Here is a 24,470-nt window from a genome sequence, read left to right as displayed (position 1 = left end):
GAATAAGGTTCTTATAACGAATAAAAAAGCACTCCTCTGTAATAGAGAAGTGCTTTTCGTCACGTTTCCGGATAAAACAACACTTTAATATGATTGCCCTTTCGTTGAATCAAATCATCAAACACACGCGGGCCTTCGTCCAGGGAATAGCGGTGGTGGACCATCGCCCCACTTGTTATCTGTCCGGTTCCCATGTAATACATCGCTGTATCCCACTCCTGTCCTGGGAAAGGAGACGATACACCATTCCAGGAACCATACACACTTAATTCATTTCGGACAATCTTTTCAAAATAAAAGCGTTCAATCGTAATGTCTGCATAAGGAATTCCCAAAAAGACAACTTCCCCGCCTTTTTTAGGAAGAGCGAAAATCTGTGCCGAGGTAATAGGAGACCCTGCTGACTCAACAGCAAGACTTACCCCCATGCCATCCGTGTGTTCCAGCACCTTTTCATGAGGAGGCCCCTCAAGAGAATTAACGAGGACATCTGCGCCGAGTTCTTTTGCAGCCTGCAGTTTAGCCTCATCAATATCAATCGCAAAAATAGTTTTGGCTCCGAAAATACGCGCCCACTGTACAGCCAAAAGCCCAATGCTTCCACACCCCATGACAGCCACCGTATCGCCCGGTTTTATGCTTGTTTTATAAAACCCGTGCGCTACAACGGCCGCCGGTTCCAATAGAGCGGCCGTGTCAAAATCAACATTCTCAGAAATTCTAATGACATTTTCCTCCGGCAGTTTTACTTTTTCCGCATAGGATCCGGGGTGCCTGGCTCCAATAACTGTGAGCTTTTCGCACTGGGAGAATTCTCCTTTTTGACAGCTGATGCACACACCGCAGTAAAAAGCGGGGCAGCCGGCGACTTTATCGCCTTTAACTACCCGCTTTACACTGGAGCCGACTTCAACGACCTCGCCTGCGAATTCGTGTCCAAATGTCATTCCATCTATATATGGCCCGAGTTTATTGAATCTTGAGATATCAGAGCCGCAGATTCCAGCAGCCTTAACTTTAATAATTACATCTTCCGGAGCCGTAATGACAGGCTCACTGGTCTCTTCACAGCGAATATCCTGGACACCATATAAATTTAATGCCTTCATTTTTTATTCCTCCTTCTCAGCTTGTGGATTCATCTTGTTTTTTATGGAAAAAGAGCTGATAAAGGAAAAATAAAACGATGATGGTATTAAAAATGATCTGGTATTCAAAGTAAAATTCGCTGATGCCTCTGAAGGATCCCAACATATATTCAAGAAATGTATCGGCCATATTTATCTTCCTTTCTTATTTCATATTAATCGTTTATAGGAGTAAGCAGTACTTTAATGGCTTCTCCGCTTTTAATAGCATCGTAGGCTTCTTTCCACTGTGTAATTGGAAATTCATGCGTCACCATCGACTTGGCATCTACGCTTCCATTGTTCATCAGTTCAAGAGAAGGCTCCCAGTCTTCCGGCTTTTGGCTTCTGCTGCCAACTACCCGTATTTCTTTTTGGATAATTTTCTCCAGATCAAAGGACACTTCTGGGTTTGCGAAGATACCAACCTGGCCGTACTGGCCTTTTTTGCGAAGCAGATCAAGTCCCTGCTTGGCGGCCGGCGCGGCACCGGAGCATTCAAATACAACGTCTGCGCCGTATCCATTAGTTAATTCGTTAACCAGCTGCTTAATATCCTGTTTCTGGGTGTCTACCGCATAGTCTATGCCAAGTTCACTTGCTTTATCCAATCTTACTTTATCTTTTGTAAGTCCGGTAATAAGTACCGTGGCGCCACGGCTTTTCGCTACCTGAGCTGTGAAAAGACCGATGGGTCCGGGTCCAATAACTACTACGATATCTCCCTGGTTTATCTCTGTTTTTGCTACCGCATGGTGGGTGCAGGCTAGCGGTTCAGTCATAGCGGCTGATTTATCATCTACTCCATCTGGAATATGATGCACACTGTCTTTGCGCGCTACTAAAAATTCAGCGAAACCGCCGTCCTGCTGCGTGCCGAGTCCTTTCCGGTGATTGCAGAGGTTGTAATCCCCGGACTGGCAGTACTCACACTCTCCGCAGATATAAAAGGTGGTTTCCGATGTCACACGGTCGCCGGCTGAGAATTCCGTCACACCTTCGCCCACCTCCACGACTTCGCCGGAAAATTCATGCCCGAGCGTCACGGGCACAGCTACTTTATAATGACCTTCATACGTATGAATATCCGAACCGCATACACCGGCATAGTGCACTTTGATTTTTACTTCGCCGGGGCCTGCCTGTGGTTCATCTCTATCCTGAATTTCGAGGTTTCCGAATCCCAGTTCTGTTTTTACTAATGATTTCATAGATATTTTCCACTCCTTTTCTCTGTGCTTAATTAATTAAATAAACCGAAGAAGCGATAGATGATCCAGTTAATAATGTTACCGCCCTGGTCAATACTTGAAATCTGCGTAGTGCCTTCCGGCATATTGAAATCTGCGTTTTCTGCCATCATTGTAAATGTAGTAGCAACATCTGTAGCGACATATAAAGAGATGCCGATCATAATGCTTCCTACAATAACAGAGTGAACGATATTTCCTTTAGCCGCACCGACAATAAAGGCTACAATGAATGGAATCGTCGCTAAATCTCCAAAAGGAAGCAGCGCGTTTCCTGGTAAAATAACAGCCAATAGTACGGTGATTGGTACGAGAATTAACGCTGTCGCAATAACGGATGGATGACCGAGAAGAACGGCTGCGTCCAGACCGATAAGAATATCTCTGTCACCAAAGCGCTTGTTGAGCCATTCGCGGGCTGACTCTGAAACAGGCATAAGGCCTTCCATCAGGATCTTAACCATTCGCGGCATTAATACCATTACGGCGGCCATTGCCATACCGATTTCGATCACATCGCCGACACCGTAACCGGCCAGGATTCCGATAAGAGAACCGAGTGCCAGGCCGATAAAGATCGACTCACCGAAAATTCCAAATCTTCTTTGAATAGATTCCGGATCCGCATTTAAATTTTTAATGCCGGGGATCTTCTGCAGTCCTTTTACAAGAAAAATACCAGGGGCATAAGAAATCGTGCTTCCTGTTGCTACCGACACACCGGGCATTTCGTAAAAATCGCTTACCATTGGTGCCGTCCAGTCTGCTACTTTAAGTGCAACAATCTGGAACAATACTGCAGCAATTAAACTTTGGATAATGCTTCCGGAGATGGCATAAACCATCGCTGCCATAAACGTGTAGTGCCAAAAGTTCCAAATATCCACGTTCATCGTTTTTGTTGTTTTTGTTACGAGCATTAATACGTTGACCAAAAGGCCTAACGGAATGATAAAGGCGGCAATAGATGATGCCCATGCAATAGATGAAGATGCCGGCCAGCCGACGTCAATGACAGTAAGCTCTACTCCCAGACGTTCCACCATGCCCTGTGCGGCCGGTCCTAAGTTTAATACGAGCAGGTCAATAACAAGAAAAATACCTACAAAAGCGACCCCTAATGTAAGAGCGGACCGGAAGGCTTTTCCTATTTTCTGACCGAAAAATAACCCCAGGAAAAATATAGCTACGGGTAGAATAACGGTAGCCCCTAAATCTAGAAAACCTTGTAAAAAATCAACAAACCCCTGCATCGTGACTCCTCCTCTATGTGTGAAAAAGAGCACGCCCGACTCTATTCCTCAGCAGTTGGAACAGCGCGCTCTTCATTTAATTATTTTTTCAGTTCATCCAGGATCTGCTGCTTTGTATCCTCTTTGCCGATTCCTGTTAGAAAGGCTCTTGCGTTAATAACTGGAAACGGATATTCTTTCTTTGTCATTGCTGTTGTAACTAACAGATCAGCCGTATCTACATAAGAACCGACTTCCGTAATTTTAATCTGGATCAGATCTACTTTAATGTTGTGCTCTTTAGCCATTTCCTCAATTGCTCCGTTTACCACTGTTGATGTTGCTACTCCTGCTCCACATGCTACCAATACCTGCTTCTTTTTCATTTATTCCATCTCCTTATATTGTAGTAAAATCGATTTGCTGTTCTATTGTTTCTTTAATGCGGGTGGCATTTGTTTCTTTCATTAAATACTTCAGTGTTTCTTCGTTTTGGAATATTTCCATCAGCTTCTGCAGGAGAGCAAGCTGGGAGTGGGTTTCGTTCATGGCAAGCATAAACACAAGCTCCACCTCTACGGTTTCTTCGTCTTCTCCCATAATGCCGAATGCGACCGGTTTTTGAAGCACCCCTACACTGATCGTTTTTGTATTAACGTGTTCGACGTCAGTATGCGGGATCGCCACAGCTACACCGGCTGTCGGAAGCCCTGTTGCAAATTCTTTCTCTCTTGCAATCACTGCTTTTACAAAGCTTTCTTTTACCAGCCCTTTTTGAACTAGATTATGTCCCATTTCTTCAAGAACAGCTTCTTTAGTCTCTCCTTTTACTTCCAGTAAGATGACTGATTCATCAAAAAATAGTTTCGTCACTTTTTCCTACCCCATTACTATGTTGGTTTGAACGCATGGTTTTTAGTCGTGTGAATATAAATCAATCATCCGGCGGATGTCGGTAATCGTTTGTGCCGCTATCGTCTGGTTCCGGTCTGTTTCGGCGTGTGCAAATCGCATCAGCTGCATGAGGGCATGAATGTGTTTTTTCTTGTCCACTGCTGCAATGATGACAATCAAATGAATTCTGTAGCCTTCTGTAAAATCCACTCCATCTTCGATCCGCAGAAGGCTCATTCCTACGTCCATTACTCCTTCTTCCGGAGCGGCATGAGGAATCGCAATATTAGGTCCAATAATTATATAGGGATCTTTATCGCTCTGGCGGATCATCGCTTCAATATAACGCTGCTCGATTTTACCGCTTTTCACTAATGGGCCTGCGGCAATACGTACAGCGTCGTTCCAGGAAGCCACTGATTTTTTCAAAGTGATATGCTCAGGCACAATCAACTCATTTAAAGGCAGGTTTCTGTTTTTTGCATACGTTTTAACAGCTTCGTCTTTGTCTTTTGACATATAGCGGTGTAAATCTTTTTTCAGCGCTTCTTCATCTGGAAGCGATGTATGGGTTTTAATAATGTCCATAATATGGTCAATGTCTATTTCATTTGGTACAAACCCATGCATATCCATCATGACCTGCTTGCGGAACCGCTGCTTTTCTTCCTGGCTTAAAAACGCTTTCGATAAAAACAGCTTTTTGTCGGTAGCAAGAGACGATGTGGAAAACACAATATCGTAATCCAGCCCGTAATGAAGGAACTCTCTGATAGACAGGGAATCCAGAAATACAAATTCCGGGAAAAGTTCTTTTAAATCATGAAACATCAGCCTGGATATAGAGACCCCCTGCGGACAGACAACAATCGCTTTGACCTTTTTCTCGATGCTTTCTCCCTGCTTTACCATCCAGCCGCTGATAAGCATCGTAATAAACGTTGATTCGTTATCGGGCACCGGCCGGCCGATCAGCTCTTCAAGCGGACCCATCGACTGCTTTACCAAATGGTGAATTTCTTTAAATTCTTTGCTCACATCCTGCTGCAGAAACACCGTTTCCGTCAGATTGAACTTGATTCGATAGTAGGCCGGTTTAATATGCTGAATCAGCTGTTCGAGCAGTTTGTCCCGCTCCTGCAGATATATGCAGGCACTTTTTTCAAAAAGCCTCAGCATATTGTCTATTTCCGGCAGCAGATCCGGAATGGCATCTTCTTCTATCGTAAACTCGGCCCGGTAGACGTTCGTTGTTAGCAGGTGAAGGGTGATGAACAGTCGCTCTTCCCTCGGGATGCTGTCTGTTTCCCGGAATATTTCCTCGGTTGCCTGGTATTCCTTTGTATCGGACAGTTCCTCATATGGGATGGAGGATTCTGTAATGTTGTTTCCCTTTTGTACTCTGCGGAGAATAAACAACAGAATATAAGGCATCATAGCTAATTTCTCATCTGTGAACTTCAATTGCAGCTTGTTTTCTACTTTTTCAATTTTGGAGCGGAATTCGTCAATTTCTTTTTCATCTACCTGAGCGGCAGCTGCTATTTTCTTTTCACCGTCTGCCATTTGAAAAATCCGGTAGGTAACATGAATAAGTAATTTCCGGACTTGAAATTCTTTTCCTTCCAGCAGGTATCCGGCTTTCCTTGAATACCGAAAAGATAAATCGTATTTTTCAAGATATGCCTGAACCTGCTTTAAATCGTGCAGCACTGTGTTTTTGCTTACATCGAGTTCTGCAGTGAAATGATACAGAGACAGTTCCTCTTTCGTCCCAAGAAGCATGAGCATGATGATATAGATCCGCTGTTTTTCTGATAAAACAGAGACAGCTGCCAAGTCATTTTCCTGACTCGTCAGATCCGTAAACACCGATTGATCAATAATGAAATGGCCCTGCCTGGTACGTTCAATAACCGGGAGATGTTTCGCCATCAGCCATTCATTAATCTTGTTCATACTGTAGCCAAACTGTCGGCGTGTTAAGTTATATTTTTTCTCCAACACGACACTGGCCACATTTGGATTGTGTATGAGTTCGTCTAGAATCTGCTTGCTTCGGTCATCCATCGACAACTGCCCCCCTTTCAATAGTTAGTGTAGCATCGGCCTGCATTCAGATGTATACGTTTTCATCCCAAATGAACGAACAGTTTATGTACAACGTTGTGATTTACATTATTAATCAAATTTTAATGTATATCGTTTTTTGCGCAAGGTCAGGAGGTCCCTGCTTAAAAATAATCGGTTTTTCACGCAAAAAAACAGCCGGTTTGAAATCAAACCAGCTGCAGCCCGATTACTGCTACGTGCTCTTTTTTGTTCGCCTCAGCCTTTCTTTTGCAGTATTTGTTGACGTATTTACAGATTCGGTCCCGAGCGCTTTTCCTAAACCAAAGGCGGGCATATTGACATAAATGGATTCGTACGAATTTTTAGGAATAGTGTACGTTTCATGATAGAGGCCTACCGCATGATTTCCTTTCGCTCTTCTATTGAACGTTTTCCAGGCTTTCGAGTGCTTTTCTCCTCTGGCATAAGCAAGCAGCTGTTCTTCAGACTCCCAGTACTGAATCATCATCGTCGTCGGCAGCTGGACATAGCTGTGCAGATTTAAGCAGCCCAGTTCTTTTCGCATGGACAGCTCTTTTATCATAGGGGGCATGGCAAGCAGGACGGGCAGCCACTTCCGGATAGACCGGAACCGGTTAATGCGCATCCCGATAACAAATACGACCAGCTCTTCCTCATTTTGTGTCGTGTACCGGCCTTCCTGCAGATCTGCTTTCATTTTATTCCCTCCCCGTTTTAGTTTCATTATGTGCCGCGGCGGATGGTTTTCTTTCTTATATTGTAGCGCTTTATCCAAAAAATAACAGCATTCTCTAATATGGAGAATACTGTTATTTTCTATTTTCTTTTGATACCAATGGAACGGCCCGCCATTTCCGGACGTGAGCCGGCATCTGTATGCGGTAGAGCAGCAATTCCTTCCGCAAGTGCAGACGGGAAGGGAGCCGGCCGTCCCGCTGTTTGATCAATTCCCATGATCATCTGTTCACTTGCCGCCAGAAGTTCCTGAGCTTCATTTTTCATTTCCAGCCACAAGTGCAGTCGTTTTTCATCTTTATCCAACACTTGGACGTACACATCTAATTTTTCATCCAACAACGCTTCTTTCCTATACAGGACGTGTGTTTCAAGTGTATACACTGTGTATTGGTGCTGCTTCCGGAACGCTTCGTCCAGCCCTATTTTCTCAAGCATGCCATCCAGCGCCCTGCTGAACACAATCGCGTAGGCGGCATCATTCATGTGATCGTTATAATCGACCCACGCTGCGTCCACCCGCCCTTCCCAGATGTGTTGGTTTTCAGACATTGTTCTCCACCTTCTCTGCCGGCCAGTAATTTTCTTCCTGCAGCAGCTGCAACAGCTTCAGCAGAAACTGGTCACGTCGTTCTTCCAGCTCAGCGACGCTTTGTGTGCCGGACTGGTCTTTCGTGCCATTAATTACTTTCTCGCTTAATTCAGGGGTCAGCTCCGGCGCTACCAATTTTGTCCACGGTGCCTTTAAGGCGGGGCCGAACTGTTCAAGCATATGAGCCATTCCCTTTTCCCCGCCGGCCAGGTGAAAGGTTAAAAATGGACCCATCAGCGCCCAGCGCAGTCCTGCGCCGTAAACAATGGCTTTATCTACTTCTTCTGTTGTGGCATGTCCGTCATTTACGATATGAAGCGCCTCTCTCCAGAGTGCTTCCATCAGGCGGTCTGCGATATGGCCATCTACTTCCCCCTTCATGACCAGGGGTTTCATTCCTGCGGATTCGTATAAACGGCGGGCTCTTTCCAATGCTTCCTGACTTGTAGCTGCTCCTCCAGAAATTTCTACAAGAGGAAGCAGATAGACCGGATTAAATGGATGAGCTACCATCACTCTTTCCGGATGGGCCGTGCACTGCTCCTGCAGGGTCGTTGGTTTATAACCTGATGTACTGGATGCGATGATGCTTGCTGCCGGGGCATGTACATCGATCTGTGAAAGTACGCTTTTCTTCAGCTCCTCGCGCTCAGGAATATTTTCCTGAATCAGCACCGCTCCGCAGGCTGCCCTTTCAATGTTATCGGTAAAGGTCAGACGGTCCATGGAGGCCGTAGGATGCATGCCGTGCTCTTGAAGAGACGGCCAGAGCTTTTCGATCGCTTTACGCGTTTTTTGTTCGGCTTCTGGAGCCGGATCGCACGCAATCACGTCGAATCCGTTTGCTAAAAAGCGGGCAATCCATCCGTTTCCGATTACGCCTGTACCAATCACTGCTATTGTTTGATTTGTCATTAGTTTATCCTTTCTATAATAACTGTTTAGTTAAACCCAGGGTATCCCGCGCTTCTTCCGGCGTCATTGGTTCTATATCGAGCCCCTGAAGAAGGGTGGTTGTTTTATCAACAAGCTGGGCATTTGTGCCGAGCACGCCTTTTTCGAGATACAAATTGTCTTCCAGACCAACGCGTACGTTTCCACCTAATAAGGCTGCCTGAACTGCCGTTGGAATCTGCATACGCCCGATGCCAAATGCTGACCAGTTGGCACGGTCCGGCAGATGATGAACCATATGAAGCATTGTTTCGGCATCTGCTTCCGCTCCCCATGGAATGCCAAGACAAAATTGATACAACGGATCGCCGTCAATCAGTCCTTCTTTTACGAGCTGGTTGGCAAACCGGAGGTGTCCGGTATCAAAACATTCCATTTCTGCTTTCACTCCGCTGCTTTTTATAAGCGTAGCCTGTTCCCGCAGCCATTCTGTCGGTGCCATGTAGAGCTGGTCGCCGAAGTTCAGGCTGCCGCAGTCAAGGGTGCATATTTCCGGAAGCAGGTTTCCTACCGGGAGATGACGCTCCCCGGGAGTTTGAATAAAGGTTCCTTCCCCTCCGGTTGCGGGATGAGTAAGGCTCGGAACAAAGTCGCCGCCGCCGCCCGCAGTTAAATTTAAAATCACATCTATTTCTTTTTCACGAACTCGTTCCACCACTTCTTGAAAAAGGGCTGGATCAAAGCTGTATTCCCCTGTTTTAGGGTCTCTTACATGAATATGTGCCACGGCAGCTCCAGCTTTAGCTGCTTCTATCGAAGCTTCCGCTATTTCTTTTGGGGTAATCGGCACGTGCGGGCTCTTGTGAAATGTATTTCCGGCTCCGGTTACTGCACATGTAATAATTGTTTTCTTTCCCATTATTTATCCTCACCTTTTTTTTCTGCAGACGTATCCACAGGTACTGAATCAAAAATAGCGCCGCTCTCAAAAAATTCCACCAGGTTATTGATCCAATTGTAATAGGCTACCCATTTGGTTAATTCTCTACGGAGTTCCTGCACCTTGGCTTCCACAGCGGGAGAGCCATCATTGATCTTTTCTATCTCGTTTATTTCCTGCTGCAGCTTTTTGGCGAACATGCGGTTTTTGCTGATCACTTCCCGCCAGTTGGTCGTAAAAAGAGAAATAAACGTTTGAACGTAATCGTTTTCGACATTGTAATGCTCTTTCCGGCTTCCTTTGATATGTTCTTTTTCAGCAATGTTTAAGGCAATCATTTCACGCATTACCTGGCTCATTCTTGTTTTGCTCATACCCGTTGCTTCTGCCAGGTCATCGAGCGTCATTGGCTCACGGTTCATATAAATGATTCCCAGCAGCCTTCCTATAGTAGAAGACACGCCGAAGGTGCTCATGTTATCGGAAATTCTGTCCCCTATCTGCCGTTCCGTTTCGCTTAACTGTGAGAGCAGTTCCGCTTCTCTTTCTATAGCCATTGTATATACTCTCCCTCATCTGCATATGTAGTAGTATCGGCTCATAGTTGTTACTGTATCATTTTTCTAAAAAAAGTAAAAAGCAGCTCTTCTATCTTATCTGAGCGATAAACCGAGTATTGATAAGATAGAACTCTATAAACTCTGTACAATAAAAATTGCATAGATTTTATAGACTATACGCTGTTATACGCCTTTTTCTTTTTTAAGTTCACTTCCATATACTTAAACGAGGCTATTAAAGAGAGTAGCGCAAGTCTAATAAAGGAGGACATTTTTTTATGTCAAGGTTCACGACGGTCTTAAAAGTATCAGTGGTACTTATTCTTTCTTTTCTATTATTCGGGGTATTTTTTACAGAACAGCTTGAAGCAGGAATCACTGTCACCCAGGCTTTTGTATTTGCCCACTTTGGCTGGTATTTTCAAATACTCGTAACAGCCTTATTGATTTTTGCCATCTATTTAGGCTTTAGTAAGTATGGACACATACGACTCGGAAAACCGGACGAAAAACCGGAATTCAGCAGGCTTACCTGGTTTACGATGCTGTTTTCCGCCGGCATAGGAATCGGCCTGTTATTTTACGGAGTCAGCGAGCCGATCAGCCATTTCGCGAGCCCGCCTATTGGGGATGGTGGAACAGAAGCGGATGCGGTAACCGGGGTTTCTTCTACATGGCTGCATTGGGGTCTTCATGCCTGGGCCATATATGCACTGGTTGCTTTAGCGCTTGCCCTGCAGCAGTTCCGCTATCAGGCACCCGGTTTAATGAGTACAACACTTCGGCCGGTACTTGGTAAATATGCATATGGACCCATCGCAACTGTTGTAGATATTATTGCTGTATTTGCTACACTATTTGGCGTTGCTGCCTCGCTTGGTCTTGGATCCCAGCAGATTAACTCCGGTCTGCAGACCGTGTTTGGAGTGCCTTATAATCTTGGTGTTCAATTTATTATTATGGCTCTTATCACCGTCATTTTCGTTACATCCGCAAGCACCGGTATCCATCGCGGCATTAAATACTTAAGTAATATCAACCTATCGATTACCGGATTATTTCTATTATTTATGTTCATCGCCGGTCCAACTTTATTTCTTCTTAACATGTTCGCTTCCGGACTGTCCGCTTACGTTCAAAACTTTATCGGCTGGGGTCTTCGCATGAGCCCGGTTGATGCGCAGGAAGCGGACTGGACGCAGGCTTGGACCGTCTTTTACTGGGCATGGTGGATTTCCTGGACACCATTTGTCGGGATGTTTGTCGCACGAATTTCCAGGGGACGAACCATTCGTGAATTTATAGCAGGCGTTCTTCTTCTTCCATCTGTTGTATCGTTTTTCTGGTTCAGCACGTTGGGCGGCTCTGCTATTTTCATGGAACTGTATGAAGGACGCGACGTTTCTTCGCAGTCACTGGAGGGCGCCTTGTTTTATGTAATTGAATCCTATCCTATGAGCGGCCTGATCTCTGTGTTAGCTATTTTCGTTATTACCATCTTCTTTGTCACCACAGCCGACTCGGCTACGTTTGTTCTGGGAATGCAGACAACAGGTGGCAGCTTGAATCCGCCAACATCTATTAAAATTATGTGGGGTGTGTTCTTTGTTACCATCACAGCAGTTCTATTGGTTGTTGGAGGATTGAATGCGTTTCAGACGTCCATTGTCGTCAGTGCCCTGCCACTTTCGATTATTATTATTCTAATGTGTATTGGCATTATGAAAACATTAATTAGTGAACACAAGCAGAACTAATAAAAGTCCCTTTTTTCCAGAACGGAAAAAAAGGGACTTTTATTATGATTTACAGAGCTTGCCTGCGGTACTGCTGCAAAAACTGCTCCATCTCCAGAACAGGGAGCGGCTTCGAGATTAGGTAGCCCTGGGCTGTCTCGCATTCGTAGGCTGCAAGGGCATCCAGCTGTACTTCCTCTTCCACTCCTTCTGCAACCACTTCAAGCTGCAGATGACGTCCAATATCGATAATTGCTTTTACGAGCGACTGCTCTTTCAAGCCGCTTAGGTCATCGATAAACGATTTATCAATTTTTATCGTATCGATTGGAAGTTTCTTCAACACGTGAAACGATGAATACCCGGTTCCAAAATCATCCAGAGCTACCCGGACACCAAGAGACCGTATGTCATCTAAAATTATGGAGGTTACCGCTACATCCTGCATAATTGACTCAGTGATTTCAATTTCCAGTTTTGTAGGGTTTAGGCTGGAGTCTTCCAGCGCTTCCTGGATTAACCTTAATATGTCTCCATATTTTACTTGATGCACCGATACGTTAACAGCCATCGTTCCATGAAACAATCCTGTTCGTTTCCATTGTTCCGCCTGGTGACAAGCTTCTTTTATTACCCAGCTGCCTAACACTTTAATAAAACCTGATTCTTCTGCTAATGGTATAAACTCAAAAGGAGAGATCTCTCCCAACTTTCGATTATTCCAACGCAGTAATGCTTCCATTCCAGTGACTTCGAGCGTTTGGACATTAATCTTAGGCTGATAGTGAAGCGAAAACTCCTGCCTGATGAGTCCCTGCTTCATTTCACTTTCAATAGTCATTTTGCGGTCAAGCTTTTGGTGCAGCACCTCATCATAAAAAACAAAGCTGTTTCTCCCATTTTCTTTTGCTGCATACATCGCAGCATCAGCATTTTTCAGCAGAGACTCGCTGTCCCTGCTCGTAGCTGGATAGCAGCTGATGCCAATACTCGGCGTGAGCAATATACGCTGGCCTGCTATTAAATATGGTTTGCTGAACGCTTTTTTGACTTGAAGGGCTGCCTCTAACGCGCTGTTTTTATCAGCATTATCTACTATGATCACAAATTCATCTCCACCTAACCGATAAATATCGTAAGGAAGATCTTTTTTCAGCCGATACGCGCTTTCCATTAATACTTCGTCCCCCACATGGTGACCAAGAGAGTCATTAATCACTTTGAAACGATCAATATCAAATAGTATTAGAACTAATTCTTTATTATCTTTTTTACAAGCCGTCACAGCTTTATCTATATTTATTTTAAAACTTGTGCGGTTATAAATTCCTGTAAGAGAATCATAATACGCCAGATGCCTGTATTCTTGTATAAGCTTCGTATTTTTTTTGGTCATAATATAATTTCTGCCCGCAAATAGTAAGAGAACGACGCCAACCGAAACACTGAGGATGTTTATATGCCGATCATAACTGTTCCAGGTGAAAAAAATGAGCAGGGCAATGCCGGCAGCAGGAAAAAGGATAAACGGTTGTTTTATATCTTCCCGGATCATCCACGTGTTCTCCTGTGCCCCTGTCCTTTCATATATTGACGCTGTACCAATCATAATAATCCCAAGCAGCCAAAACACTTCATTGACATTGACCGGACCTGCAGCAGCACCTGTTAATTCCAGGTAGGCCGTACGAAAATCACCGATATTCTGAAAAACAAATGCAGCAATCAGTATGTACATCACCGTAATATCACGTTTTATTTTTAAAAGATATACCAGATAGCCTGCAGCAAACAGCAGAATGATATCAACTAATAAAAAAGAAAGGTTGATGACGCTGTTTACAAAAGAATAATCAAACACCTCCAAAGCAAAGGCCGTAAAAAAATGCCCCATTACCGCTGTCGAAACAATCATAAAGACGCTGACGTTAAATACATGAATAGATATAACAGGCTCTCGGCTTGCGATAAAAAGCTGGTACAACAGCGCACTTAGAAACAAAAAGTATGAAATCAGCCAGGCAAGGCTGGATATCGAAGGAGGGATAGAAGATATTCCTAATAGCGCAGCGGCCAGCCAGATACTATAACCTGCTCCGTTAGCCACAATCCCTCTTCTTATCCATTTCCAAAACATACGGCGGTGTCCGTACGAGCCGGTAATGGTCCTGTTTATGTGAATAAAAGCCCATATGGCTCCTCCAACAGCAAAAAGGCTCGTACCGGCTGCTTTCCTATAGTCAGGCCCTTCATAAAAGAGCACCCAGAAAACCAAAGCAGCCACCCATAAAATAATAAGCATTGTATTTTTTCTATTATGTATTTTCATTAATCACCCTCCGACCTGTTAAGTAGCCCTATTGAACTATTTATACTTTCTACTATACAATATCTGCGGGCATTTCGTATGAACAATTTTTTACGAGGTCCCCATACATTGTAAAGAAAACAGCTTTTCTCCTCTTTTCTTTACCGGTCAAAATAGAGCTTTCAGATTCGTACTCTCTTTTCCCTTTTTTGTTGATTTTTTGTTATACTATGCTTCTGTGTCAAATTGAGATATGAAAGGAGCTTGTGCTCATGAAAAATATAGCATTTATTGTTATTGGAACTTTGCTGTTTGCAGTTTCTGTCACACAGCTGGCTATGCCTAACTCCATTGCGGAAGGAGGCATTATCGGCGCCGCACTGTTGATTTACTTTGGAACCGGGTTAACACCGAGTATATCGACTCCTGTCATTTTTCTGCTGCTTCTTGGGGTCAGCTTCAAATACCTCCCCCGCCATATGATATACAAGACCATATTTAACGTGTTTTTGCTGTCCTTTTTCATTTGGCTGCTGGAAGGGGTCTATGCGGTACCAATGGAAGACACGCTGCTTGCGGCGATTTTTGCAGGTATCATTACAGGCGTTGGCTTTGGATTCATTTTCCAGGCTGGCAGCTCGGTAGGCGGAACTTCTATTATTGCCCGGGTTCTTCATCACCAGCGAGGCTGGGACCTGACAGGTACAACGCTGGTACTCGATGCCGCTGTTGTTATTATCGGTATTTTTGTTATCGGCCCTGTATTTACGATGTACACGCTGATTGCGCTTTATATCGGCAAAGTGGTAACCGACTATGTATTGGGCGGCTTTGACTCCAAAAAAGCCATTAATATTATTTCTCCACACTCAGAAGAAATATCCCGCCGTATTACAACAGAACTTGGTGCGAGCGCTACCGTTTTTGATGCGTACGGCGAATACTCCAAAGAACAGCGCCGGGCGCTTTATGTTGTTATTCCAACTCATCGGCTGCTCCGGTTCAAACGGACCATTAAAGAAATTGACCCGAATGCGTTCATTGTCGTTCATAATGTCAAGGATGTATCCGGAGGCACATTTTCTCTTCCACATGAATCTTCATTTTCTAATCGTGGGTAGATAATAGATAAAACGAGAACGGCGCCGGCCGTTCTCGTTTTTTATTATGACTCTTTTAAGCCCTGCCGTCCTGACTTTTTGTGAAGATACATATTAGTATCCGCAGCTTTATAAAGCTCCCGAAACGTTTGACTGTTTGAAGAAATGAGAAGCATCCCTAAAGAGGCTGATAAAGGAATCCCTGCTTTTTTTCCTGCCCCGGCTATGATCGACTCTATCTGCTGCTGAGCGGCCTGCAGATTTTCGGCAAAAGGCAGATATAAAATAAACTCATCTCCTCCAATCCGTCCGATAACAGAGGAGTCCGGCAGTTCTTTTTTTAATTTCCGGCCCACATGCTGTAGTACTTTATCTCCTGCATCATGACCCAAATTATCGTTAATCTGCTTAAATTGATTTAAATCCATCACCGCAAAAATCCCTTTGTTCAGACGATTATTGCTCCATTCCATTAAAAATCCTTCACGATTATAGAGACCGGTTAAATAATCCGTATATACTTTTTTCTGCAGATGGGTGAATGAACGCTCATAATGATGAAGAGCATAGGAAATCAGAAAACCGCCGGCAATCGTTAATGCATTAACACCAATGATGCTAAGCGGCAGAATAAAACTGCCCGAAGCAGGAAACAAAAAAACCCCGCTGAATAATATAGTTGCTCCATATAAGACCGCTCCTGCTGCATTTAATAGCAGAGACCCGGATAAAGCGTATAAAATCAGCAGGATACCGGCAAAATAGAAGATAGGACTGTCCCATCCCCCCGTATACAAAACCGTCACCCCCCACCAGAAAAAAGAGATGATTAAATAAATGCTCAACAGCCGCGTACTCTGATGAACAATCATATGTTTAATAACGAAAGCTCCTGCACAGATAAAGATTGTCCATAGTGCCATTACCAGAGGAGGAAACGCAATAAGATAAATGCTGTCCCAAATAAGAAGCAGGCCAAACAATATATACATACCGTAAAACGACCTGATATGCCCCTTTTTCTGAAAAAGCTTTATGCTGTACAGCGCTCCCGGGGCCTCCAGGTTAAACTTCGGCATGATATATTCCATCTACCTGTTCAACAGGTACTTCATTCGGCCTGGCAAAGTAATATCCCTGAAAGAGTTCATATCCCATATTGGAAAGGTATTCAATATCTTCAATATGCTCGACACCTTCAGCGAGCGGCTTCGCTTGTAAATGATGGGCAATATGGAGCACGGAAAGGGCCACGTTTTGTTTTGCCGGATCCCGGCTCACTCCATCGGCAAATTCTCTTGCTAATTTGACAAAGTCTGGTTCCAGGCTGGCCAGTTTTTTTAAGTCATTGGCTCCGGTTCCGACATCGTCGAGCGCATATTTAAAACCGTGCCTGCGGTAAAAGTTCAGGATATTTTTTAAATGATTTATATCTTTCACTTCATCGCTTTCCACTACTTCAAATACTACCTGCTCCGGCTCTACTCCAATCTGCTTAATTAATTCAAACGTTGTAGCAAGGCAGTGCTCCGGTACATAAATTGCCGTTGGAATAAAATTAATAAAAATAAGCTGATTGGTTTTTACAGCGGATGCATTTTTTACTGCTTCTATCCGGCAGGCTCTATCCAGAGCAAACAGCCGGTTTCGGGAACGTGCTGCTTCGAAGAGTTTAAATGGGGGAATAATGCTTCCTTCTATATCTACTCCCCGTGACAGCAGTTCGTGCCCTACGATAGAGGCCGTTTTGTTTTTTAATTCTACTATAGGCTGAAAATGAGTGCGGATGGCTTTTTTTTCAATTACCTCATCCACCCAGATCGTTAATTGCTGCGCACGAAGTTCTGCTATCGTTATCCCTGTCTCATGGTCCTCCGGCAGCGCCGCTTCCTTTTTGAGGACAAATTGGACAGTTCCTTCGGGGTAATGAGCCTCTAAATAATCAAGCAGTTCAAACAGAATCGTTTCCTGCGTCCAGAAAGCATGATTGTTTATGATAATCCACTCGGTTTCCGGATAGGATAAAAAGTATGGTTTTATTGCTTCTATATTTTGTCCGTTTTCAAATACAGCTATGTACCCTTTTTCTCTTATAACGCAGATATCGCATGATGGTGTCATGTCTTTCCCCCCCTGGCATAGTATCTTTGTCTATATCGGTATCTTTCCTTCCTTTTTGCAGTCCGTTTTCGAACAATTTATATGAACAAAGGTGGATCCAGGCACAAAAAAACTCCTTTCCTTACAGAGAATACAAACATCTCTGTCGGAAAGGAGTATATGATGGTGTTTTGCTTAGCGGAAATCCTTCGTGTCATCCATGCTGTCACTAATAAGTCTATATCCTACTAGAGAAGCTATAACAAGAAAAATACTAATAAGTGTGCAGTTTTTCATTGAAGCGTCCCTCCTTCTCTATTAAAATGCGGATTCTTTTATTTAAAACGGGCGGACTTTTCCTTTTTTCAATACTAGCTTTACGCCGCCAACAAGATAAAGGGAGCGGTTGTCAATTACCTTTTTCATAGTTGCTGCTTTTTTACCGGTTAATTTATACCCGTCGAAAATGCTTCCAATTCCATCGGAATGGCCAAGAGATGCGACCGTTCCTTTGTTATCAAAAACAAAGTCTTTAAGCGGTTCTTTTTTCATTAAGGCGATAATGTTGTCAGCTACATAATCAGCTTCCTGCATGGCCAGCTGCGCTGTTGGAGCATAAGGGCGGTCGCCTTCATTATCCCAAACCCATGAACAGTCCCCGATAACGAATAATTCTTCTTCGCCTTTCATACGCAGGTCGGCGTTTACATTCACTTTACCTTTTACCATATCAAAGCCGGATTTTTCAAGGATTGGACTTCCTTTTACTCCGCCTGTCCAGACAATAGTGCCTGCTTTTACAAGTTCATTATCTTCACCAATAATGAAGCCATCCGGCGTACATTCTTTAATTGGTGCTGCCATTCTAATTTCTACTCCACGCTCTTCCAGTGCTTTTCTGGCATACGTAGAGAGGTCCTGTTCAAACATAGGCAGTATAGAAGGTGCTGCTTCCACGTTAATGATTTTCACCTTGCTGCGGTCAATATCATATTTTCTGCAGAGTTGCGGTACTTTATCAGCCAGTTCCCCAACAAATTCAATACCTGTAAAACCAGCACCGCCGACAAGGATATTCAGGCTTTCTTTTTCTGCATTTTCCTCATTATTAAATTTGGCAAACTGATACTCAATATGCTCGCTGATCAGACGGCTTGAATCGATATCTTCGATAGCAAACGCATTTTCAGCCATGCCTTTGATTCCAAAATCGTTTGATTTCCAGCCGAGAGCTACGACTAGATAATCATACGTAATATCTCCATTTTCCAGAACGACACGCTTTTCATCTTTTTTGATTTCCACTACTGTATCGTAAACGAGTGTGGCCTTGTTTGGGCTGATTACATCGCTGATCATGACGCGGGCATCGTTGGGAGAGATAGTCCCTGCCGCTACTTCATGAAGCCATGTTGCTTCATAGTGATAGTTATGCTTATTTACCAGAACGACTTCCGCCTGTTCGGGAGACAGTTTTTGGATTAATTTTTTTGCAGTTGTGAGTCCAGCGTGGCCGGCTCCAAGAACGACTATTTTCGGTTTCGTACTCATTATTCCATTCCACCCTTCATTTTTCACGATAAAAAAAAGCATATAACATTGCTGTATGCTTTCTACACAAAGGCCATCGTGCTATGTGAAAATATTAACATGAATAAGAATCAAAAGCACTCTTTATTGCAACATTCCCTTGTGCTTACCCTTTATTTTCATAAATTAAGGAAAAAGACCGGCTGCCGGACCGGTCTTTTTCCCTATTATTTGAGTTCGTTCATAACTATAGTATGCATCTTGCAGTGTCACCTTTTCTGCTTCCATAATAAAAACTGATGGCCTTATTCAAAGAAGCGTTCAATATATGTTTCGTCCCCTTGTCCTAACAGATCGACTCCTGCATAAGCTAAGATAGAAAATACAATACTCCAGAGAGCAATACTTGCCGTCACCCAGTAAAATGTCTGTTTTTTGGAGCCGCCTAGAGATATTCCCATAAAAGCTGTTAAATGACTCCCGACAAATAACGGCCCAATGACAGCCAGTCCAGGGAGACCATATTTCTCCCACAGCCGCTGCGCCCGCTGCGATCTTTTCCCTACTTCCTTATCTGTATGTTTCTTTTTTCTCCGTGATGCCACCCATTCCTGCACCCGGGCAATAAAAACGATCAGAAGCAGAACGGTCATAACGTTGCCGATCCATCCAATAAGAAACGCCGGCACAGCAGCAATTCCTGCAATGACTGCAATCGGAATAACCCCATACGCTTCAAAAAAAGGAACAGCAGATAAGATAAAAATCAGAACGTATATTCCCAGTAATTCAATAAAACCCATTATGTACCTCCATTTTGTTCAGTTGTATGGTCATTTTACCATTTTATGGTCCGTATTAATAAATGGTTTATTAAAAACATTATGGTAATTGAAATTATTTTACGTTTTGTTTACCTCTTTTATTGAAGGGTACATTATATTATGATGAACTTTCTTTATTTCAGCGAAAAATCATTTTTATACGGATATGTTATTTTACTTATGTCAGGAGAATGCTCATGAACTACTTATTATATGGAAGCCTTGCCGGCCTGGTCCTGTCGCTTCTCGTCTTTTTTTCCGTTGTTTTCTTCTTCTCTATGGAAGCCGCTCTGCTCGTTTTACTTATATTAAGTGTGCTGCTGTGCCTGCCTTTAATTTTCAAAGCACTTATGAAAAATCAGGTGCCCCGTCCGGGTCTGTTTGGATCCCGCGCTCCTGGACCTTTAACGACGGTCGAAACAAAAAAAGGCTACACCCCTTTAAAGAAAACCCTTTTTTCAGCAGGTGCCGGTATTGGCATTCTCGTTGTTTTTCTTATCAGCGCTCTGCTGATTATGTAAACGAAGCGCCCGGAACAACAGCCGGACGCTTCGTTTTTATTAGGTACCGCAGTACGTGCGGTACGGTTGGGAGTCTGCTTCTCCAGGGTCTGTATAGGTTTCCTGTTCATGAGAATAGGCAAATGGATTGGATAGAACGGTAAGCAGCCTTTGCATGACCGAATAGTCCCCTTCCTTTTCTGCGGCCGTTAATGCCTCTTCCACTCTATGGTTGCGGGGAATTACCGCTGGATTATTTTCTTTCATCATTTCCTGCACGGTTTCTGCAGAATCCCCCTGGCGCTCGAGTCTTTCAACCCAGCGTCCGTACCATTCTGTAAACGAAGCGTCAGTAAACAGCTCTCCTTCACCGAGCTGGCCGAGCGTAAGCGCCCGAAATGTATTCGTATAATCGGCGCGGTGTTCCTGCATAAGCTCAAGCAGATCTTCGACCAGCTTTTCATCTTCGATTTCTTCCGTTTTTAAACCGAGCTTTGCTCTCATTCCTTTCATCCATTCGAACTGGAATAGCGTAATGTAACGGGAGATTTCATTCTGCGCAGTTTCAACAGCTTCTTTGGGATCGTCGTGAAGCAGTGGAAGCAGCGTTTCTGCAAAACGAGCCAGGTTCCAGCCGGCAGCCGCCGGCTGATTTTGGTAACTGTAGCGCCCCTGCATATCAATCGAGCTGAATACAGTTTTCGGGTTATAGGTATCCATAAAAGCACACGGTCCGTAATCAATCGTTTCCCCGCTGATGCTCATATTATCTGTGTTCATTACACCGTGAATAAAGCCCGTGAGCTGCCATTTAGCGATTAATGCAGCCTGGCGTTTGATAACGTCCTGAAGAAAAGCCAGATACTTATCCTTTTTTTCATGCAGCTCCGGAAAATGCCGCTCGATTGTATAATCGGCCAGTGCCTGAACGTCTTCTGTTGTCCCCCAGCGTGCGCCGTATTCAAATGTCCCCACCCGAATATGGCTTGAAGCCGTGCGGGTCATTACTGAACCGGTTAAGACACCTTCCCGAAGTACTCTTTCTCCGGTAGTGGTCACCGCCAGGCTTCTTGTTGTCTCTATGCCAAGACCGTGCATTGCTTCACTGATAATAAATTCGCGAAGCATCGGTCCGAGCGCCGCGCGTCCATCACCTCCCCGGGAGTATTTTGTTTTTCCCGAGCCTTTCAGCTGGATATCCACCCTTTTGCCATCGGGTGTTATTTGTTCTCCGTATAATAGGGCACGGCCGTCTCCAAGCATAGTGAAATTACCGAATTGATGTCCGGCATAAGCCTGCGCCAACGGGTATCCGCCTTCTGGTGTTTTGTTTCCGGCCAGAACCTCCACTCCTTCTTTTTCCTTTAAAGCATCTTTATCAAGACCGAGTGAATCAGCCAGCCTCTCATTTAAAATGACCAGCTTCGGTGCTGGTACTGGATTAACTGCAAACGCCGTATGAAATAAAGATGGCAGCTCTGTGTAGCTGTGTTCCAGCTTCCATCCTGTTTTATTTTTATGGTCCTGCATGACATTCATCCTTTCTTTTTTTATATCTATATGACTGCAGCATGTGCCTGGTATTGAAAATATCTGTAACAGCTTCTATTATACGCTTCTCTTCTGCTGCTTTAAATCAATACGCCATATAAGCGCGACAACTCAAAAAGGACCCCGCCTTTTCAGCGGAGCCCTCTCGGGCAGAAATCAATTAGTCAATGGATTTATCTTTATTCTGTAAGCTCCAGCAGATTCTTTTCCGGATCTTCTATGACACTTTCGTAATACCCATCCCCTGTGGTACGCGGTCCGCTCACTACGGTATACCCGTCTTTACCAAGCTTTGCGGTGATGGCATCAACCGCTTGTTTTGAGCCAAGGGAAAAGGCTACGTGCGCCCATCCAATGCTGTTTTCTTTAGGACGCTCCCCAATACCGGTTTTTCTCATTAATTCAAGGCGTGCGCCTTCATCAAACTTTAAGAAATACGACTCAAACTGTTTTTGTTCATTTACATACTTATCGTTTGCTGCTCCCCCGAAGTATGTTTCATAAAAGTCTCTCATAATCTCCAAATCTTTTACCCAAACTGCTGCATGTTCTATTTTCATGGCCACGCTCCTTTTACATGTTAACTATGTGTCCACTAAGTATAGCATGATGTTCACTTATTTATTGTTTTTTCAGTGGAAGCCCGCGTCGTGCCTATGCAAAGAAAGAAAGCCTGTTCCGGTTTTCCTTCCTGTAGAGGTTGTATATCGTCATTTTCTCGCTTCAGAATAGCCGGGTTTGCCATCAAAACTGTATAAATTCTCCACTTGAATCCAATCCAGCCCTGCCTCTTCTATCTGTCCCAGCAGCTCCTGAATGTCTTTGTGGGTGATTTCCTCTTTTCCTCTCGGCATAAAACGGCACCTCCAATGATCGGTAGTAAAAATATCCGCTGCTCCTTTAGGGTACGCATTCGCTCCTCTGTTTGTAATAACAGAAAGCTCCAGTGCTTTCCCTGACAAACGTTTTAGAGTCTCAGCTGTCTGCTCGACCGGCCGTCTATTTTCAAATAAAAATACATCGACACCTTCCAGGCGCCTGTTGACAGGAGAAGCTCTGTCTTCAGCTTTTAAGGAAACAGAGGAAGTATTCTTCTTTCTGCCTCTGCCTGTTTCATAATTCATTGGTTCGATCGTGTCCGGCTTTTGGCCGAGCCGCTCAATTACAGCTTCAGCAAATTCGTTCGTTCCGACGGACGGCGAGCCTTTTGCAATGTCACCGGTGTAGATTCCGTCTTCCAGCGTTTTAAACCAGGCGTTGTGAATACGCGAAGCTGTCTCAGGCTGATCTATATGCACGAGCATTTGAATCGCACCGTGCAGCAGTCCGGAAGGATTTGCAAGTCCCTGTCCAGCAATATCAGGAGCACTGCCGTGAATTGCTTCAAACATAGCATTTTCATCCCCGATATTTGCAGAGCCGCCAAGACCGACGCTTCCTGAAATCTGCGAAGCAATATCTGATCCGATATCTCCATATAAATTAGGCATAACTACAACATCGAACTGTTCCGGAGAATCCGCAATTTTGGCCAGACCGATGTCGACAATCCAATGATCGGTTTCCATTTCTTTATATTCTTCCGCTACTTCATTGAACACTTGATGAAACAATCCATCCGAGCGCTTCATAATGTTATCTTTTGTTACACACGTTACTTTACTGCGGTTATGTTCTTTGGCGTATTCAAACGCATGCCGAATCAGGCGTTCCGAGCCTGGCCGGGTAATTATCTTTAAGCTTTGCACGACCTCAGGGGTCTGCTGGTATTCAATTCCCGTATATAAATCTTCTTCATTTTCCCGAACAATAACCAGATCCATCTCCGGATGATTTGTTTTTACGTAAGGGGCGTAAGAGATCGTCGGCCGTATATTGGCGTACAATCCCAGGGAGGAGCGGATCGTGACGTTTAAACTTTTATACCCTCCCCCCTGCGGAGTCGTAATAGGCGCTTTTAAAAACACGTTTGTCCGCAGCAGGGATTCCCACGCGCTGTCCGGCACTCCCGTAGACCAGCCTTCCAGATAGGCGTCTTTTCCAATCTCAATAAATTCCGGTTCTACAGCAGCATCTGCTTTTGTTAAAATGTTCAGAACCGCGTCCATAATTTCCGGACCAATTCCATCTCCTCTGGCTACCGTAATAGGTATTTTTTTCATAAAAAAACCTCCTGTGTACGAATATTCCAACTATTCTATAACATATCCCTATATATAGCTATTCACTACTTAAAGCTGCTTAAAACACAGGATTTCCATAATACACTGTATCTACGTTAATAGCCCTGCCAGTTCTGTTTCTGTAACCTAAAAGCGCTGGAAGAAAGCTTATAAGAACAAAAACAAAAAAAATCCCGGCATGCATAGCTGCCGGGATTTTTTTCAGGCTGTCGAGAAAGTTTTTTTCTCGGCAGTTTTTTTGTGGGCAAAGGGCTGGAATGGTCGTATACTGAAAAGAAAAGGGGCGATCCTAAGATGCTTGGCAAAGCCAAAAACCATCG

The 24,470-nt window shown here is 44.1% G+C and carries 23 protein-coding genes; 3 read left to right on the top strand and 20 right to left on the bottom strand.

The window, feature by feature from the left end; translation table 11 throughout:
* Positions 1-59: 59 nt before the first annotated feature.
* The 11 genes from AC5W14_RS15830 to AC5W14_RS15780 all read right to left on the bottom strand — a co-directional run bounded on the left by AC5W14_RS15830 (position 60) and on the right by AC5W14_RS15780 (position 10,315).
* A complete protein-coding gene (locus AC5W14_RS15830) occupies positions 60-1,109 on the bottom strand; it encodes a galactitol-1-phosphate 5-dehydrogenase (RefSeq protein ID WP_496194974.1) in 1,050 nt (349 codons plus the stop codon).
* A gap of 194 nt (positions 1,110-1,303) precedes the next feature.
* Positions 1,304-2,338, bottom strand: a complete 1,035-nt coding sequence (locus AC5W14_RS15825) for a zinc-binding dehydrogenase (protein WP_496194973.1) — start codon at positions 2,336-2,338, stop codon at positions 1,304-1,306.
* A 32-nt stretch (positions 2,339-2,370) separates the two neighbouring features.
* Positions 2,371-3,630: a galactitol-specific PTS transporter subunit IIC gene (locus tag AC5W14_RS15820; RefSeq protein ID WP_496058462.1), complete on the bottom strand. Its 1,260-nt coding sequence runs from the start codon at positions 3,628-3,630 to the stop codon at positions 2,371-2,373.
* An 80-nt stretch (positions 3,631-3,710) separates the two neighbouring features.
* Positions 3,711-3,995 carry a PTS sugar transporter subunit IIB gene (locus tag AC5W14_RS15815; protein ID WP_496058463.1) on the bottom strand — a complete coding sequence of 95 codons (285 nt, stop codon included), beginning with the start codon at positions 3,993-3,995 and terminating at the stop codon, positions 3,711-3,713.
* Between the two features lie 13 nt (positions 3,996-4,008).
* Positions 4,009-4,482 (bottom strand): PTS sugar transporter subunit IIA, encoded by a 474-nt coding sequence (locus tag AC5W14_RS15810; RefSeq protein WP_496058464.1) that lies wholly within the window; start codon positions 4,480-4,482, stop codon positions 4,009-4,011.
* A gap of 42 nt (positions 4,483-4,524) precedes the next feature.
* A complete protein-coding gene (locus AC5W14_RS15805) occupies positions 4,525-6,573 on the bottom strand; it encodes a BglG family transcription antiterminator (RefSeq protein ID WP_496194972.1) in 2,049 nt (682 codons plus the stop codon).
* Positions 6,574-6,808: 235 nt separating this feature from the next.
* Positions 6,809-7,294 carry a DUF4188 domain-containing protein gene (locus AC5W14_RS15800; protein ID WP_496194971.1) on the bottom strand — a complete coding sequence of 162 codons (486 nt, stop codon included), beginning with the start codon at positions 7,292-7,294 and terminating at the stop codon, positions 6,809-6,811.
* A 119-nt stretch (positions 7,295-7,413) separates the two neighbouring features.
* Positions 7,414-7,884, bottom strand: coding sequence for a thioesterase family protein (locus AC5W14_RS15795; protein WP_496058467.1), 471 nt, complete (start codon positions 7,882-7,884; stop codon positions 7,414-7,416).
* Positions 7,877-8,839: a 3-hydroxyacyl-CoA dehydrogenase NAD-binding domain-containing protein gene (locus AC5W14_RS15790; RefSeq protein WP_496194970.1), complete on the bottom strand. Its 963-nt coding sequence runs from the start codon at positions 8,837-8,839 to the stop codon at positions 7,877-7,879. The genes AC5W14_RS15795 and AC5W14_RS15790 overlap by 8 nt, the downstream gene beginning before the upstream one ends.
* Before the next feature lie 13 nt (positions 8,840-8,852).
* Positions 8,853-9,737 (bottom strand): beta-keto acid cleavage family enzyme, encoded by an 885-nt coding sequence (locus AC5W14_RS15785; protein ID WP_496194969.1) that lies wholly within the window; start codon positions 9,735-9,737, stop codon positions 8,853-8,855.
* Positions 9,737-10,315, bottom strand: coding sequence for a GbsR/MarR family transcriptional regulator (locus AC5W14_RS15780; RefSeq protein ID WP_496058470.1), 579 nt, complete (start codon positions 10,313-10,315; stop codon positions 9,737-9,739). Before AC5W14_RS15780 ends, AC5W14_RS15785 begins: the two co-directional genes overlap by 1 nt.
* A 281-nt stretch (positions 10,316-10,596) precedes the next feature.
* Here AC5W14_RS15780 and AC5W14_RS15775 point away from each other — a divergent pair, with 281 nt between their 5' ends.
* Positions 10,597-12,075 (top strand): BCCT family transporter, encoded by a 1,479-nt coding sequence (locus AC5W14_RS15775; protein WP_496058471.1) that lies wholly within the window; start codon positions 10,597-10,599, stop codon positions 12,073-12,075.
* 49 nt (positions 12,076-12,124) lie between these two features.
* On the opposite strand, the gene AC5W14_RS15770 is transcribed toward AC5W14_RS15775, so the two are convergent.
* Positions 12,125-14,383 (bottom strand): putative bifunctional diguanylate cyclase/phosphodiesterase, encoded by a 2,259-nt coding sequence (locus AC5W14_RS15770; protein ID WP_496058472.1) that lies wholly within the window; start codon positions 14,381-14,383, stop codon positions 12,125-12,127.
* 251 nt (positions 14,384-14,634) lie between these two features.
* Here AC5W14_RS15770 and AC5W14_RS15765 point away from each other — a divergent pair, with 251 nt between their 5' ends.
* Positions 14,635-15,483: a YitT family protein gene (locus tag AC5W14_RS15765; protein WP_496058473.1), complete on the top strand. Its 849-nt coding sequence runs from the start codon at positions 14,635-14,637 to the stop codon at positions 15,481-15,483.
* Positions 15,484-15,527: 44 nt separating this feature from the next.
* Here AC5W14_RS15765 and AC5W14_RS15760 read toward each other — a convergent pair whose 3' ends face one another.
* From AC5W14_RS15760 to AC5W14_RS15745, 4 genes are all read right to left on the bottom strand, one after another.
* Positions 15,528-16,541 carry a GGDEF domain-containing protein gene (locus AC5W14_RS15760; protein ID WP_496194968.1) on the bottom strand — a complete coding sequence of 338 codons (1,014 nt, stop codon included), beginning with the start codon at positions 16,539-16,541 and terminating at the stop codon, positions 15,528-15,530.
* The gene (locus tag AC5W14_RS15755; protein WP_496194967.1) at positions 16,528-17,583 is read right to left on the bottom strand and encodes an EAL domain-containing protein; all 1,056 of its coding nucleotides are present in this window, start codon (positions 17,581-17,583) and stop codon (positions 16,528-16,530) included. Before AC5W14_RS15755 ends, AC5W14_RS15760 begins: the two co-directional genes overlap by 14 nt.
* A 318-nt stretch (positions 17,584-17,901) precedes the next feature.
* Positions 17,902-19,113 carry an NAD(P)/FAD-dependent oxidoreductase gene (locus tag AC5W14_RS15750; RefSeq protein WP_496194966.1) on the bottom strand — a complete coding sequence of 404 codons (1,212 nt, stop codon included), beginning with the start codon at positions 19,111-19,113 and terminating at the stop codon, positions 17,902-17,904.
* Between the two features lie 284 nt (positions 19,114-19,397).
* Positions 19,398-19,895, bottom strand: a complete 498-nt coding sequence (locus tag AC5W14_RS15745; RefSeq protein ID WP_496194965.1) for a small multi-drug export protein — start codon at positions 19,893-19,895, stop codon at positions 19,398-19,400.
* A gap of 218 nt (positions 19,896-20,113) precedes the next feature.
* Here AC5W14_RS15745 and AC5W14_RS15740 point away from each other — a divergent pair, with 218 nt between their 5' ends.
* Positions 20,114-20,437 carry a hypothetical protein gene (locus AC5W14_RS15740; RefSeq protein WP_496194964.1) on the top strand — a complete coding sequence of 108 codons (324 nt, stop codon included), beginning with the start codon at positions 20,114-20,116 and terminating at the stop codon, positions 20,435-20,437.
* A 39-nt stretch (positions 20,438-20,476) separates the two neighbouring features.
* Here AC5W14_RS15740 and AC5W14_RS15735 read toward each other — a convergent pair whose 3' ends face one another.
* From AC5W14_RS15735 to AC5W14_RS15720, 4 genes are all read right to left on the bottom strand, one after another.
* Complete coding sequence (locus AC5W14_RS15735; RefSeq protein ID WP_496194963.1) at positions 20,477-21,955, bottom strand: protein adenylyltransferase SelO; 1,479 nt, start codon at positions 21,953-21,955, stop codon at positions 20,477-20,479.
* A gap of 191 nt (positions 21,956-22,146) precedes the next feature.
* Positions 22,147-22,527 carry a VOC family protein gene (locus tag AC5W14_RS15730; RefSeq protein WP_496058480.1) on the bottom strand — a complete coding sequence of 127 codons (381 nt, stop codon included), beginning with the start codon at positions 22,525-22,527 and terminating at the stop codon, positions 22,147-22,149.
* Positions 22,528-22,677: 150 nt separating this feature from the next.
* The gene (locus AC5W14_RS15725) at positions 22,678-24,129 is read right to left on the bottom strand and encodes an NADP-dependent isocitrate dehydrogenase (RefSeq protein ID WP_496058481.1); all 1,452 of its coding nucleotides are present in this window, start codon (positions 24,127-24,129) and stop codon (positions 22,678-22,680) included.
* 116 nt (positions 24,130-24,245) lie between these two features.
* Positions 24,246-24,470 (bottom strand): hypothetical protein (locus tag AC5W14_RS15720; protein WP_496194962.1); only part of this gene is annotated, 225 nt, incomplete at its 5' end.

The sequence above is a fragment of the Sinobaca sp. TMA16-18 genome (assembly GCF_059510535.1).
Note: the sequence above shows the minus strand (reverse complement) of the source record. Positions and strands in the feature narration are given on the sequence as shown.

What these genes read in the sequence shown, in the direction of transcription:
- AC5W14_RS15795 (WP_496058467.1), bottom strand. Translation starts at nt 7,884, where the DNA reads ATGTCTGAAAACCAACACATCTGGGAAGGGCGGGTGGACGCAGCGTGG.
- AC5W14_RS15790 (WP_496194970.1), bottom strand. Translation starts at nt 8,839, where the DNA reads ATGACAAATCAAACAATAGCAGTGATTGGTACAGGCGTAATCGGAAAC.
- AC5W14_RS15815 (WP_496058463.1), bottom strand. Translation starts at nt 3,995, where the DNA reads ATGAAAAAGAAGCAGGTATTGGTAGCATGTGGAGCAGGAGTAGCAACA.
- AC5W14_RS15745 (WP_496194965.1), bottom strand. Translation starts at nt 19,895, where the DNA reads ATGGGTTTTATTGAATTACTGGGAATATACGTTCTGATTTTTATCTTA.
- AC5W14_RS15780 (WP_496058470.1), bottom strand. Translation starts at nt 10,315, where the DNA reads ATGGCTATAGAAAGAGAAGCGGAACTGCTCTCACAGTTAAGCGAAACG.
- AC5W14_RS15825 (WP_496194973.1), bottom strand. Translation starts at nt 2,338, where the DNA reads ATGAAATCATTAGTAAAAACAGAACTGGGATTCGGAAACCTCGAAATT.
- AC5W14_RS15800 (WP_496194971.1), bottom strand. Translation starts at nt 7,294, where the DNA reads ATGAAAGCAGATCTGCAGGAAGGCCGGTACACGACACAAAATGAGGAA.
- AC5W14_RS15750 (WP_496194966.1), bottom strand. Translation starts at nt 19,113, where the DNA reads ATGAGTACGAAACCGAAAATAGTCGTTCTTGGAGCCGGCCACGCTGGA.
- AC5W14_RS15775 (WP_496058471.1), top strand. Translation starts at nt 10,597, where the DNA reads ATGTCAAGGTTCACGACGGTCTTAAAAGTATCAGTGGTACTTATTCTT.
- AC5W14_RS15740 (WP_496194964.1), top strand. Translation starts at nt 20,114, where the DNA reads ATGAACTACTTATTATATGGAAGCCTTGCCGGCCTGGTCCTGTCGCTT.
- AC5W14_RS15785 (WP_496194969.1), bottom strand. Translation starts at nt 9,737, where the DNA reads ATGGGAAAGAAAACAATTATTACATGTGCAGTAACCGGAGCCGGAAAT.
- AC5W14_RS15730 (WP_496058480.1), bottom strand. Translation starts at nt 22,527, where the DNA reads ATGAAAATAGAACATGCAGCAGTTTGGGTAAAAGATTTGGAGATTATG.
- AC5W14_RS15770 (WP_496058472.1), bottom strand. Translation starts at nt 14,383, where the DNA reads ATGAAAATACATAATAGAAAAAATACAATGCTTATTATTTTATGGGTG.
- AC5W14_RS15765 (WP_496058473.1), top strand. Translation starts at nt 14,635, where the DNA reads ATGAAAAATATAGCATTTATTGTTATTGGAACTTTGCTGTTTGCAGTT.
- AC5W14_RS15830 (WP_496194974.1), bottom strand. Translation starts at nt 1,109, where the DNA reads ATGAAGGCATTAAATTTATATGGTGTCCAGGATATTCGCTGTGAAGAG.
- AC5W14_RS15755 (WP_496194967.1), bottom strand. Translation starts at nt 17,583, where the DNA reads ATGACACCATCATGCGATATCTGCGTTATAAGAGAAAAAGGGTACATA.
- AC5W14_RS15820 (WP_496058462.1), bottom strand. Translation starts at nt 3,630, where the DNA reads ATGCAGGGGTTTGTTGATTTTTTACAAGGTTTTCTAGATTTAGGGGCT.
- AC5W14_RS15805 (WP_496194972.1), bottom strand. Translation starts at nt 6,573, where the DNA reads ATGGATGACCGAAGCAAGCAGATTCTAGACGAACTCATACACAATCCA.
- AC5W14_RS15760 (WP_496194968.1), bottom strand. Translation starts at nt 16,541, where the DNA reads ATGCCGAAGTTTAACCTGGAGGCCCCGGGAGCGCTGTACAGCATAAAG.
- AC5W14_RS15725 (WP_496058481.1), bottom strand. Translation starts at nt 24,129, where the DNA reads ATGAAAAAAATACCTATTACGGTAGCCAGAGGAGATGGAATTGGTCCG.
- AC5W14_RS15735 (WP_496194963.1), bottom strand. Translation starts at nt 21,955, where the DNA reads ATGAATGTCATGCAGGACCATAAAAATAAAACAGGATGGAAGCTGGAA.